We start from the raw sequence: 12,495 nt of genomic DNA, 5'->3' as shown, positions 1-12,495 counted from the left end.
TACATCACTCATCTTGGAATACACAATCAGGCCATGCCTTAGGTTTGAGTGTGTTGGTATCAACGCAAACGATATGCAGCAAGGCGCTCGCAATAATTTGGAATTCTTCGCTGTCATGAAGCTTTCTTTGCGCAGTCTGTTTAACGCTCACCTGGGTGCGGCCGCGATGTTCAATCACTTGGTCTATGTAAAGCAAGTCATCTAGACGCCCTGGTTTATAGAAGTTCATTGTGAGTTCGCGCAACGGCATCACCATATTAAATTCATTCTCGAGTTTGGTAGGGCTTAAGCCTTTTTGAGCAAGCCACTCTGCACGGCTGCGTTCAAAAATCTCTAGATAACGTCCGTGATAGACAAAACCTGCTGCATCTGTATCTGAGTAACAGACTCGATGGGTATAGATAAAGGCGCTGGTATTTAGATTGGTGTTAGAGGTCATCGGTTATTAAATTTATTTTGACAATACGAGAATCATATTACGATGAGCAATACCAGCCTCATCATAGGTGGGCCCCTGTACCTGAAAGCCTAGTTTTTGATAGAAAGGAATGGCGGCTACTTGGGAGTGCAAAACGATAGACTCTGCCCTTTGAGATTTAGCGAGGTCAATCAGCTTTTCCAGGATCTTCCTTCCAATTCCCTGATTTCTAAATTGCGTCAAGACAGCCATACGTCCAATTTGGGATCGCCCGCCACCCAGATCCACCAGTCTTCCAGTGCCAATACAATGTGACTCCAGATAGGCTAGGGCATGAGCGGCAGAAGGGTCGAATTCATCCAATTCAAGCTCGGCTGGGACTCTTTGCTCTAGGATAAAGACCTCTTGGCGCACCCAAAAGGCGTCTACTTCAGCCTCTTTCCACGGTTTTATTAGTATTTCCAAGATGCCCAGTGCCTCCAAGTGCTGTTTCCATCCAATTTACCAAATAAAGGTAAATATGAGCACAGTTCGAAGCTGTACAAAAAGCGCCTCATTCCATGGTTACAATGAATTGTGGCTCTGGATTGAGCCCATTCGTAACCTTTTACTCAATTAGGAGTTATCTTGAAGAAATCTTTATTAGCTGGTTTATTTGCTGCAGTTGGCATTACCTTTGCAAGCTCTGTTTTTGCACAACTTCCTGCAAAGATGTTGCCTTTAGCTGCGGACGTTGTCGTTTCGAGTGCAACTGTTGATTCAGTAGATGCAAAGAAGCGCATTGTTGTATTGAAAGATGCTAACGGTAATTTGGCGCAGATGAACGTCGCTAAGTCAGTAAATGATTTAGATAAAGTTAAAAAGGGCGACGTATTCTTGGTTGAGCATGCTCAAGCGGTTGCGGTTGGCTTGACTGCTGTTGGTAAAGGTCAAAAACCAGGCGTCTCAGGTGTGCGTTCTGTAGTGATCGCCGGCAAAGGTGCTACTAAGCCTTTTGAGGAGACAACAGAAACTGTTTATGCAACTGTAAAGATCTCAACCATTGATCAAAAGACACGTATCGTAAGCTTCACATTACCAAGTGGCGAGAAGCAAAAAGTTAAAGTAGATCCAGCTGTTTTGGGCCTTGAGAAATTCAAAGCTGGTGATGACGTCATGGTTGAGTTTGTTGACGACACAGCAATTGGCTTCGTAACACCAAAGAAATAATCAATACTAAGTAGCCTATAACTGGTCAGTAGGACGGTTGTAAAAAAGCCCGCAAATGCGGGCTTTTTGTTTGATGCGGCTAGATTATTTTTTAGCGTTCGGAAAGAAAAGCTGCTCGCCATCAATCTTGTAGCTAGCAATAACATCTTGACCATTTTTCGAAATGAGCCAATCAATAAATTCTTGACCCTGTGCTTTTTTCACATGAGGGAACTTAGCTGGATTAACCAACATCACACCATATTGATTGAATAGCTTTGGATCGCCCTGCACAAGGATCACGAGGTCACCACGATTCTTAAAGCTGAGCCAAGTAGCGCGATCGGCCAAAATATAGCCATTCATTGCAGAAGCAGTATTCAGAGCAGGCCCCATACCAGAGCCTGTTTCTTTGTACCAAGACTGATTGGAAGAGGGGGTGATGCCTGCACCTTTCCAGTAGCGAAGCTCTGCAGCATTTGTACCGCTTTTATCTGCACGTGATACAAAAGGAGCTTGTGCAGTAGCAATTTTTTGGAGTGCAACTTGAATATCCTTACCACCAGCAATTTTTGCTGGATCTGATTTAGGTCCAATGAGTACGAAATCGTTGTACATCACTTCGTAGCGTTTAGTTGAAAAGCCTTCTTCAACAAACTTCTCTTCAGCAGGTTTGTCATGAACAAACACCACGTCTGCATCACCACGGTGGCCAATATCTAGTGCCTGCCCAGTTCCAACAGCTACAACCTTAACTTCAATACCAGTCTTCATCTTAAAGATGGGGAGCATGTAATTGAAGAGGCCAGATTGCTCTGTGGAGGTAGTGGATGAGACCACAATACTTTTTTCTTGGGCGAAAGCCTGTGAGCCGTTGAGGGCAATGGCCGTTAGGGTCGCTAGAAGTAGGTTGCGGATTGATTTTTTCATAGGCGTGCACTGAGTAATTTATTAAGGTAATATCATCGCATAATTATTACCACTTGAATATGCAATCAATTACATATGCAAATTGAAGTTAGACCAACCTTAGTATTAAATAATCAAGCCAAAGGCGGGGTCCCTATTGATTTGGTTTGGCTGTCTCAGCTGTTAAGGGATATCGGTCGCGGTAACTCGTTAATTTCAGCAAGTAAAAAATCCAGCACCTCTTATCGAAGCGCCTGGGGCAAGATGAATGATGTGGAAGCTGCGCTTGGCATGCCACTCATTACGAGGACTAAAGGACATGGCTCAAAGTTAACAAAACTCGGCGAGTTTTTAATTGAGTTTATTGATGAGATGCAAGCGGGGTATGTTGAGCATGGAAGCGCATATCAAGATACCTTACTTAAAGAAATTAAAAAGATTCAAAAGACTGATAGTAGAAAATGGAAGTTTCTCTCTAGCAGTGATTCCATCATTCAAAGGGCCGCCGCAGAGATTAAAGGCTTCGATTTGAAGATTGCTGGTTCGGGAGAGTCCCTTGAAAAGCTTCTGAGTAACGAAGCTCATATTGCCGGATACCATGTATCAGATGAGCGAAGCTCAAAGGCTATTCATCATCGCTTGTCAAAAAATGATATTCAAATATATCCTGTCATGAAGCGCACACAAGGCTTGCTGGTGAAAAAAGGAAACCCCCTCCGCATCTCTGCTCTCTATGATTTGGTGAATCCAAAAATTCGCTTTATTAATCGTCAGATCGGCTCTGGCACAAGACTACTACTTGATGGTCTGCTGATAGAGGAGGGTATTGATCCTTCTGAAGTGAATGGCTATCTGCATGAAGAGTTCACTCATTTAGCGGTTGCGAATGCTATTTTGGCCGACAAGGCTGATGTAGGTTTGGGCGTGAAAAATATTGCTATTGAAAATGGTTTGGGGTTTATACCGCTTAAAGATGAGTTATTTTTCATCGCCATGCATAGGGAGATGGTTGCTCAATCAGAGGCCTCCAAATTAATCAGGAAGATAAGAAGCTATTCGGGAGATACGCCTGGATATAAGGCTGTAGGCCTTAATCGACAAATTGAAGGTTGGTTGTAACGTAAAGAAGTAGCTACTGTGTAGTAAATATAACTATAAATAGGAGGCAACATGTTTCATCTATTAGATAAAGAAAGAACGATTGCAGGACCAGGCTTTAATCGCTGGCTTGTGCCACCGGCGGCGTTAGCTATTCACCTGTGTATTGGTATGGCGTATGGCTTCTCAGTGTTCTGGTTACCGCTATCTAAGGCATTGGGTGTTTCACTAGGCGGTACTGAGGCAATTAAATGTGCTGCCGATGTTGGCTTCTTTGCGCAACTTTTCACAACTACTTGTGACTGGCAAATTTCGACCTTAGGTTGGATGTATACATTATTTTTCGTGTTCCTTGGTATCTCTGCTGCTATTTGGGGCGGCTGGTTAGAGCGCGCGGGTCCACGCAAAGCGGGTGTTGTAGCGGCTTGTTGTTGGGCTGGTGGCATGCTCTTTTCTGCCTGGGGTATTTATCTCCATCAATTCTGGATGATGATTCTCGGCTCAGGTGTGATTGGAGGTATCGGCTTGGGGCTGGGCTACATCTCACCAGTTTCAACCTTGATTAAGTGGTTCCCAGACCGTCGCGGAATGGCAACTGGCATGGCCATTATGGGCTTTGGCGGTGGCGCAATGATTGGCTCACCATTGGCCGCAATGCTCATGAAGAACTTTGCAACGCCTACTAGTGTCGGTGTGGCACAAACATTCGTGGTGATGGGTGCGATCTATTTCATCTACATGATGATTGGCGCAATGAGCTATCGCGTGCCGGCGAGCGATTGGAAGCCTGCTGGTTGGACACCTCCTGTTGCTGATACATCTAAGGCGATGATCACTACACGCAGCGTTAGTGTTAAGAAAATTTGGGGTATTCCTCAATTTTGGTTGGTTTGGATTGTGCTAACTATGAACGTTTCTGCTGGCATTGGTGTGATTGGCATGGCATCTCCAATGCTCCAAGAAATTTTTGCTGGTAGCTTAATTGGTAATGCATTGAAATTTGGCGAGCTCGATAAGGGTCAGTTAGTAGCGATTGCTGGTATTGCCGCTGGCTTTACTGCGCTGCTGAGCTTGTTTAATATTGTCGGCCGTTTCTTCTGGGCCAGCTTGTCAGATAAGTTGGGTCGTAAATTAACTTACAGCATATTTTTCATATTAGGTGGGGTGTTGTATTTCAGCATTCCCTCTAGTGCTGCTGCAGGTAGTTTGGTTCTCTTCGTTGGTGCCTTCTGCATTATCTTAAGTATGTATGGTGGAGCCTTTGCTACTGTCCCTGCTTATCTTGCTGACTTGTTTGGTACTCAAAACGTAGGCGCAATTCATGGTCGATTGTTAACTGCTTGGTCTACAGCAGGTATCCTGGGTCCAGTGATTGTGAACTACATGCGTGACTATCAACTAAGTCTTGGAATTGCGAAGAGTCAGGTGTACAACCAGACGATGTACATCCTTGTAGGTATGTTAGTTATCGGCTTGATTGCTAATTTGATGATTCGCCCAGTTGCAGATAAGTGGTTTATGACTGATGCTGAATTAGCAGAAGAAAAGCGTCTTGCCCATGAAAAGGCAATGGGATCGATTGTTAAAGGGGAAGCTGGCCATGAGCATACCTCTACTTTGACAGTCATTTTGGCGTGGGCATTTGTAGGCATACCACTTGCTTGGGGTGTCTATAAAACCTTCTTAAGCGCTTTAAAGTTGCTTGGTTGATCAGGTTTCTAAGTATCGATAGCCACCCTTCGGGGTGGTTTTTTATTTCTATCCGCTAGAATTAACTCAATCATGTTTATTCGCCCGACTTCCCTATTCGCATCACTGATTTTATTTACCAATCTTGCCTTTGCGCAGACCTCAACTGTTGCCGTTGCTGCCAATATGAAAGATGCTTTTAACGAGATTATGGTTGCCTTTAAGGCTAGCGGTAAAGCAGAGATGAGAGTGGTCTATGGCTCATCCGGTAACTTCGCGGCGCAAATCATGAACGGCGCTCCATTCAATCTTTTTATTGCGGCAGATGAGCATTTTCCGTTGGAGCTATTTAAGAATGGTAAGACGGTAGATGAGGGCGCTACATATGCGATTGGTAAGCTTGCCTTAATTGCCAAAACCTCATCTGGGATTCGTTTGGCTGACAGCAAGACAGAAATTGCTCGGGCAATTGCACAAACAAACAAAGTGGCAATTGCTAAGCCAGAGCTTGCTCCTTATGGTAAAGCTGCGGTTGATTATCTCAAGGCAGAAGGCCTATGGGATCTGGCTAAAGACAAGCTTGTCTATGGAGACAACATTGGCGTAGCTACAACATATGTGGTGAGCGGTGCGGCAGATATTGGTTTTACTGCCTTATCTTTGGCCAAATCTCCAGAGGTCGCAAAAGAAACTAGCCTCCTTTTGGTCGACGCTAAGTTATACGAGCCCATTAAGCAGCGCATGGTGCTAATAAAAGGTGCGCCCCAAGAATCAGTGGATATGTATCGCTTTATGCAGGGACCCCAAGCCAAATCCATTTTGCAAAGGTATGGATACATCACACCTTAGTTGCTAATTACTTGGGCGCTCTCATGTACTTCAGCATCTCTTGTAAAGCCTCTTGCGGTGACTTCTCTAGCTGCCCTACTACTGCGTCATAGTCTTCGGCCGGCCGGTTCTGGCTTAGCTTAAATTTACCCACCAAACTACCGACCTCAATCTCGATGCCAATGATGGCCTTGAGCATCATCTGCACGTATTCTTCCGGAGCATCATCTAACTTCCAGGTGGATTGATAGGTAGGCTCATGAAGATTGGTCATTTGTGATACATGACTCCTCAACCACTGCGCATCCTCAATCAACTTGATGCTGCCTGCCGCGTGAACCACAGCATAGTTCCAGGTTGGAACTACTTTCCCACTCTCTTGTTTTGATGGATACCAAGATGGGGTTACATACGCATTCGGTCCATTAAAGATTGCTATAACTGATGTGTTGCTGCTGCTCGCCACCCTAACAAGCGGATTCATTTTGGCGACATGTCCATAAAGCTTGGTTTTATCTGGGCTCAACATGAGGGGTAGGTGATTGATTTCAAAATGGCTATCCAGATTCGCAACAATAGTCGCCAATGGATATTCAGAAATCAGCTGGGCTAATACCGCTTGATCTTCAACTAAAAAATGTTTTGGTATGTACATAAGAGGCTAGGCAGAATGGGTAAAAGGTTGTATTTAATAAGAACATAGCAGAGATTGAGCTCTTGTTCTTAAAATTCGTACTCCACCTGCATTCTGATGGTGTTTTTTGGTGATGCGGTGGTGGTTCCCCAGAGGTAGGCTACGTTGTATTTCAAAGCTTCCTTGCGGCCCAGTTTGGTTTTCCCAAAAATGGCTGGCCCCGCACTAGATTGTTGCTGTTCATTGGTGTTCCAGTTATTAACCTGTCCTAGCCATGAGTAGATCTGAGCTCCAAGCTCCAGCTCTGGCTGAAGGCGATACTTCACCTGGCCCTGGTAGCCGAAATAAGTACCCTGATTTTCAGTGCCCGTGTAGTGTCCTTGCATCAAGACGTTGAGATTGGCGACCCACTTTTTCCATTCACTTTGAAATAAGAAACCGTATTTCGCTTCATATCCTTCATTGCGATTTTGAGGGCGCTCTAGCTCAATTAGAAAGCCGACATCAACTGGATATTTTCCAGTTTCAGTCAGTTGAAATTTATTCTCCCATTCCACGGCATCAAATTGGGAGTTAGTACCATCCCAAGTGACTTTTCCATAAAGCTCCGTAAACCACCATGAGTTCACGCCATATCCAAATCCAATGGAAGCACCTGATTGTCTATTGTCTTCACCATTTCTGGGGGTCTGGGTTCCAAACTTCGTGTCTATCTCTCTTTCACCTTCTTCTACTCTTGGTGTGTAGATGTAATCTGCCGGTCCACTTAAGTACTCTCCAGCATGAACCAATGCACTGGCAGAGAGAAGGGCAAGGCAACACACGCCTTGCATTAAATTATTTCTCATCATCATTTAACCCTCACCACACCTTGAGCAGTTTCCGGACTAAATTCACCTTCAAATTTATAGATGCCAGGACTAAAAGGTCCGATGTAGAAAGAGGCCTTGCTTTTGGCCTTGATTAACACCTCTCTGTTGAGGTCATAACTTTCAAATTCCTCTGGAGTGTCATCCAGGTTTTCAATCGTGAGTTTTACTTTGGTATCGGCGGGGATATCAATCTCTGATGGTAAAAATCGCCCATTTTTAATTGAAATCTGGATATCGTTGCTTGCTCCATAGGCAATATTTGTCAAATTTAATAACAAGAAAATGCTGATAAGTAACTGTTTTGTAGCAGTATTTTTCATAAATGAGTGTATATATAAATGAGAACCATTCTCAAGTATAAGGTATATAATGAGAATCGTTCCTATTTATTGATAAAAGTGACAATCCTCCATGCATTTGGACCAGGTTGATTTGGAAGTTCTTTACCGAGTGAGCGCGGTTAACGCGCCTAAGGGTGCCCCTCAAATTAAAGGGCAGCTGGAAGACATTGGGTTTTTACCTGGTGAGCAGGTGGCTGTTTTGCGCAAAGGTTTGCTTGGTAAAGGGCCATATATGGTTCGCGTAGGAGCCTCAACATTCGCATTGCGTCAAGCAGAAGCACGCATGATTACGGTCGACGCTATTCCGCATGTCTGAATCTAAAGTTCACTTTTTCTCGAGTGAGCCACTCGTGGCTTTATTGGGTAATCCCAATTGTGGCAAAACGGCATTATTCAATTTGCTGACTGGCAGTCGTCAAAAGGTAGCGAACTATTCAGGCGTTACTGTAGAGCGCAAAGAAGGGCGCTTATCTCTTGAGTCAGGCAAAAATATCCGCATACTGGATTTGCCTGGCGCCTATAGCTTGTATCCGAGATCCTTGGATGAGCGGGTGACCTGTAATGTACTGCTTGGTCGAGCCGAGGGTGAAAAGCGTCCCGACCTAGTGATTTGCGTATTGAGCGCCATGAACCTGCGTCGCAACTTGCGCTTGGTACTTGCTGCAAAGCGCTTGGGGCTGCCTTGTATCGTGGTGCTCAATATGCTTGATATTGCTAAGCGTCAAGGCTTGCATATAGACACTGCTGCACTTTCAAGTGAATTGGGTTTGCCGGTGCTCACTAGTATTGGCATTCAGTCTGATGGCGCTGATGAAATCAAGCATTTCTTATCGAATCTGGACTGGCGTAATCTCAATGGATTGCGCACAGGTACTAGTGATGCGACCCTAGAGAATGTCGCTTCTCATATTGCCCATACTGAATCTGACAATATTCAAGTTCAAAGAATTTTGCAAAATCTCAAGCTGGATCAAATCATTCCCGATCAATTGAGCGATCGCTTAGATGCCGTATTACTTCATCCAGTTTTTGGCCCCATCATTTTGGTGGCCTTACTCTTTTGTATTTTTCAGGCCGTATTTAGTTGGGCTACGGTACCCATGGACCTGATTAAATCCGCAGTAGACTTTCTGGGTGCTCAGATCATTGAAGTATTGCCCAATGGATGGCTGCGTAGTTTGTTAATCAATGGAATTTTGGCAGGTTTAGGTGGTGTGGTGATTTTCTTGCCGCAAATTCTAATTTTGTTCTTCTTTATTCTTTTGCTAGAAGAGTCGGGTTATCTTCCAAGGGCTGCCTATCTACTAGATAGGGTAATGGGCTCTGTTGGCTTATCAGGTAGATCCTTCATTCCACTCCTTTCCAGCTTTGCTTGTGCCATCCCCGGAATTATGGCCACCCGAAGTATCTCTAATGCGCGCGATCGCATGGTGACGATTCTAATTGCACCCATGATGACTTGTTCTGCACGTCTGCCGGTATATGCCTTATTGATCTCAGCATTCATTCCAGAGCAAAAGCTATGGGCGGGCATTGATTTACAAGGCCTAGTTTTATTCTTGCTTTATCTCGCTGGAATTTTGGGGGCGATGGCAGTGGCCTGGATTCTGAAGCGCTTTACGAGTGAGCAATTTAGGATGAACGCGCTCATGATGGAGTTGCCAAGCTATCACTTGCCTCGCTTAGGAAATCTAGCTATTAGCTTGTGGCAAAGAGCAGAAATCTTTTTGCGCCGTGTTGGCGGAATTATTTTGCTGATGACTATTGGTTTGTGGGTGTTATCTAGCTTTCCGTTCCCGCCTGAGGGTGCAACAGGATCGCCGATTCAATATAGCTTTGCTGGAATGATGGGGCAGGCCTTAGCGCATGTGTTTTCACCAATTGGATTTAACTGGCAAATCAGCATTGCTCTAGTGCCAGGTATGGCAGCTCGTGAGGTTGTGGTGAGCTCATTGGCAACGGTTTATGCGCTATCTAGCTCGAGTGTCGACGCGGCTGATGCGCTGATTCCTTTGATCTCTAGCGGCTGGTCCTTAGCCACGGCTTTATCTCTACTAGCCTGGTTTGTATTTGCCCCCCAGTGCCTATCTACCATTGCTGCAGTGAAGCGCGAGACGGGCGGCTGGAAGATTCCGATCATCATGCTGAGCTACTTATTTGGCTTGGCCTATATCGCCTCCTTTATTACCTATCACTTAGCTATTTATCTGGGTCTGGGTTAAGCCTACTGACATTTATATTTGCTGCGGCACCGCATAAAAGGGTGCGGTAGTATTCCTTTTGTAGTTAAAAAATAGATAACAAAACAAGGAGATATAGATGAGTTCACGTCGCCAATTTATGAAGACTGCTTCAGCTGCTGGGGCCGGTTTAGTAGCTGCCTCTACTATGGGTGTAATGAAAGAGGCTTCAGCACATCCCACCTCAGTATGGGGAGGGGAGGTTTACACCGGTCCACGTGAAATGGTCAAAAACAGCAAAATTCTCTCGATCCAAAATGCGGATGGAACAGAAACCTTGGGTGTAGTTACCCCAAAAGGTGTTATCGATATTCGTGCCGTAGCTAAAAAAATGAAGATTGCAGCACCGACTACCTTGGATCAATTATTGCAAGAGGGTAATGCTGCGGGATTTAATAAGGTAGTAGCAAGCGCTGATAAATCTGGCGTGCCTTATTTAAAAGAATCGGACATTACTTTCGGGCGCCTGTTTAAAAACCCTGGAAAGATTGTTTGCGTTGGCTTAAATTACCGTGCGCATGCGGATGAGGTTGGTATGGCTCGCCCACGAGTACCGCCGCTATTCAATAAGTACAACAATAGTCTTACGGCTCACAACTGTTTATTGCAAATTCCACCGCCATCGGTTTCTTATAAACTAGATTATGAAACTGAGTTGTTGATTGTTGTCGGCAAGCAGATGCGCAATGTTCCTGAATCGGCTGCTTTGGATTATGTGGCAGGTTATTGCACCTCAAATGATTTCTCATCACGTGATTTGCAACTGGAATTGCCAAGTGGGCAATGGATGATTGGTAAGACCTTGGACCAATACGCACCAATTGGACCTTACTTTGTTACTTCTGACTTAGTGGGTGACCCTAATAAGCTTGACGTAAAGACTTGGGTGAATGGTGAGTTGCGTCAGAACTCAAATACTTCCGACTTTATTCACAATACCCAAAAAATGTTGTCTTACATCAGCACTTACTGGACATTAGAGCCGGGAGATATTGTTTTCACTGGTACACCGCAAGGCGTTATTGCTGGTATGCCAAAGGACAAGCAGGTATGGCTGAAGAAGGGTGATAAGATCGTAAGTTCAGTAGAAAAACTTGGAGATTTAAAGTTCACGTTGGCTTGATCACTCTAGAGTTTGTTTATCAAAAGAAAAGCCACCCTAGTGAACTGACCCCCAGTAGTTGGACAGTTTAATTAGGTTAGCACAAGGGATTGAGTTCGGTATTGCACCGGACTCAATCCCTTTAGTTTTTGCTTGATTCGATCATGGTTGTAGTAATGGATATATTCCTTTAACTCGGTTTTAAATGATTGAACACTTTCAAACTTCTTTTGGTAAAAGAACTCCGTCTTCATAATGCCGAACCAGTTTTCCATCACGGCATTATCTAAGCAATTGCCTTTTCTAGACATGCTTTGATCTATGCCTTTTTCCTTTAAGGCTTGTTGATAGAGCCCCATTTGGTATTGCCAGCCTTGGTCTGAGTGCAGCATGGGTTGATCTTTTGGCCCCAGTTGTTTAAATGCGCTTTTGAGCATCTGCATGACGGTGCTAATCTGCGGCCGATCAGCAATCTCATAGGAGATGATCTCTTGGTTATATAGATCCAGGATGGGTGAGAGATAAACTCGCTCGCCCTTGATATTGAACTCAGTCACATCGGTTACCCACTTTTGATTGGGTGCTTTAGCTATAAAGTTGCGCTCTAACAAGTTGGGAGCTGCCTTGCCCACAGGCCCCTTATAAGACTGATAGCGCTTGGGGCGTACGGTGGACTTGAGGCCAAGTTGGCCCATGAGCTTTTGTACGGTCTTGTGGTTTAAGTGTTGATGTTGATTACGTAGCTCTAGTAGCACCCGCCGATAGCCATAGCGACCCTGGTGGCGATGGTAGATTGCGCTAATTTGATTCTTAGCATCCAGATAGGGATCGGGCACATGACTACTACTGGCTTTAAGCCAGTAGTAGTAAACGCTTTTAGCCATCTTGGCGATAGCGAGTAAATCGATTAAACGGTAATGCGGCCTTAGCTCAGTAATTATTTGGGCTTGCTCTCTTTTGTTGCTTTGCTCTGAGCTAAGGCTTCTAACTTTTTTAGGTAGGCAGCCTGTGCTTCGGCATACTCCAAACGTCTTCGCAACTCTGCCGGCGTGAGTTCCGAGATCGGCTTTTTGAGTAATGCTTTGATATTAAATTGGGACATAGGCGGTTGTCCTCTCTGTCGATTGGCAAGGGCTGTAATACCGCCCTCATTGTAGAGTTTTTGCCATTGCAAAA

General features: G+C 44.7%; 13 protein-coding genes and 1 pseudogene. 7 read left to right on the top strand and 7 right to left on the bottom strand.

The annotated features are described in order from the left end of the window. Positions 1-4: 4 nt before the first annotated feature. Positions 5-439, bottom strand: coding sequence for a YbgC/FadM family acyl-CoA thioesterase (locus VC188_RS06455; protein WP_215321791.1), 435 nt, complete (start codon positions 437-439; stop codon positions 5-7). A gap of 12 nt (positions 440-451) precedes the next feature. Next, positions 452-883 carry a GNAT family N-acetyltransferase gene (locus tag VC188_RS06450; RefSeq protein ID WP_251368530.1) on the bottom strand — a complete coding sequence of 144 codons (432 nt, stop codon included), beginning with the start codon at positions 881-883 and terminating at the stop codon, positions 452-454. Between the two features lie 162 nt (positions 884-1,045). Between VC188_RS06450 and VC188_RS06445 the strand changes: the two genes are divergently transcribed. Beyond that, on the top strand, positions 1,046-1,627 hold the full coding sequence (locus tag VC188_RS06445; protein ID WP_323483418.1) for a hypothetical protein: 582 nt from the start codon (positions 1,046-1,048) through the stop codon (positions 1,625-1,627). Positions 1,628-1,711: 84 nt separating this feature from the next. Here VC188_RS06445 and VC188_RS06440 read toward each other — a convergent pair whose 3' ends face one another. Beyond that, on the bottom strand, positions 1,712-2,536 hold the full coding sequence (locus tag VC188_RS06440) for a substrate-binding domain-containing protein (protein WP_323483417.1): 825 nt from the start codon (positions 2,534-2,536) through the stop codon (positions 1,712-1,714). A 75-nt stretch (positions 2,537-2,611) separates the two neighbouring features. Between VC188_RS06440 and VC188_RS06435 the strand changes: the two genes are divergently transcribed. From VC188_RS06435 to modA, 3 genes are all read left to right on the top strand, one after another. Then, positions 2,612-3,634 (top strand): substrate-binding domain-containing protein, encoded by a 1,023-nt coding sequence (locus tag VC188_RS06435; RefSeq protein ID WP_323483416.1) that lies wholly within the window; start codon positions 2,612-2,614, stop codon positions 3,632-3,634. 51 nt (positions 3,635-3,685) lie between these two features. Continuing rightward, positions 3,686-5,323: an OFA family MFS transporter gene (locus VC188_RS06430; RefSeq protein ID WP_323483415.1), complete on the top strand. Its 1,638-nt coding sequence runs from the start codon at positions 3,686-3,688 to the stop codon at positions 5,321-5,323. A 72-nt stretch (positions 5,324-5,395) separates the two neighbouring features. Continuing rightward, positions 5,396-6,151, top strand: a complete 756-nt coding sequence (gene modA, locus VC188_RS06425; protein ID WP_323483414.1) for a molybdate ABC transporter substrate-binding protein — start codon at positions 5,396-5,398, stop codon at positions 6,149-6,151. A gap of 7 nt (positions 6,152-6,158) precedes the next feature. On the opposite strand, the gene VC188_RS06420 is transcribed toward modA, so the two are convergent. The 3 genes from VC188_RS06420 to VC188_RS06410 form a co-directional block, all read right to left on the bottom strand. Further along, the gene (locus tag VC188_RS06420) at positions 6,159-6,785 is read right to left on the bottom strand and encodes an FMN-binding negative transcriptional regulator (RefSeq protein WP_323483413.1); all 627 of its coding nucleotides are present in this window, start codon (positions 6,783-6,785) and stop codon (positions 6,159-6,161) included. 68 nt (positions 6,786-6,853) lie between these two features. Then, positions 6,854-7,618: a hypothetical protein gene (locus tag VC188_RS06415; RefSeq protein WP_323483412.1), complete on the bottom strand. Its 765-nt coding sequence runs from the start codon at positions 7,616-7,618 to the stop codon at positions 6,854-6,856. After that, positions 7,615-7,956, bottom strand: coding sequence for a cupredoxin domain-containing protein (locus tag VC188_RS06410; protein ID WP_323483411.1), 342 nt, complete (start codon positions 7,954-7,956; stop codon positions 7,615-7,617). Before VC188_RS06410 ends, VC188_RS06415 begins: the two co-directional genes overlap by 4 nt. Before the next feature lie 91 nt (positions 7,957-8,047). Here VC188_RS06410 and VC188_RS06405 point away from each other — a divergent pair, with 91 nt between their 5' ends. The 3 genes from VC188_RS06405 to VC188_RS06395 all read left to right on the top strand — a co-directional run bounded on the left by VC188_RS06405 (position 8,048) and on the right by VC188_RS06395 (position 11,340). Then, a complete protein-coding gene (locus tag VC188_RS06405; protein ID WP_215321799.1) occupies positions 8,048-8,293 on the top strand; it encodes a FeoA family protein in 246 nt (81 codons plus the stop codon). Next, positions 8,286-10,199 carry a ferrous iron transporter B gene (gene feoB / locus VC188_RS06400; protein WP_323483410.1) on the top strand — a complete coding sequence of 638 codons (1,914 nt, stop codon included), beginning with the start codon at positions 8,286-8,288 and terminating at the stop codon, positions 10,197-10,199. The genes VC188_RS06405 and feoB overlap by 8 nt, the downstream gene beginning before the upstream one ends. Positions 10,200-10,296: 97 nt before the next feature. Continuing rightward, on the top strand, positions 10,297-11,340 hold the full coding sequence (locus VC188_RS06395) for a fumarylacetoacetate hydrolase family protein (protein ID WP_323483409.1): 1,044 nt from the start codon (positions 10,297-10,299) through the stop codon (positions 11,338-11,340). Between the two features lie 71 nt (positions 11,341-11,411). On the opposite strand, the pseudogene VC188_RS06390 reads toward VC188_RS06395, so the two are convergent. Beyond that, positions 11,412-12,495, bottom strand: a pseudogene (locus tag VC188_RS06390) (IS3 family transposase); the annotation flags it as partial.

It is taken from the genome of Polynucleobacter sp. MG-28-Ekke-A2 (assembly GCF_035012985.1).
Classification (GTDB): domain Bacteria; phylum Pseudomonadota; class Gammaproteobacteria; order Burkholderiales; family Burkholderiaceae; genus Polynucleobacter.
The sequence above is the reverse complement of the archived record's forward strand: the minus strand, read 5'-3'. Positions and strand labels throughout refer to the sequence as shown.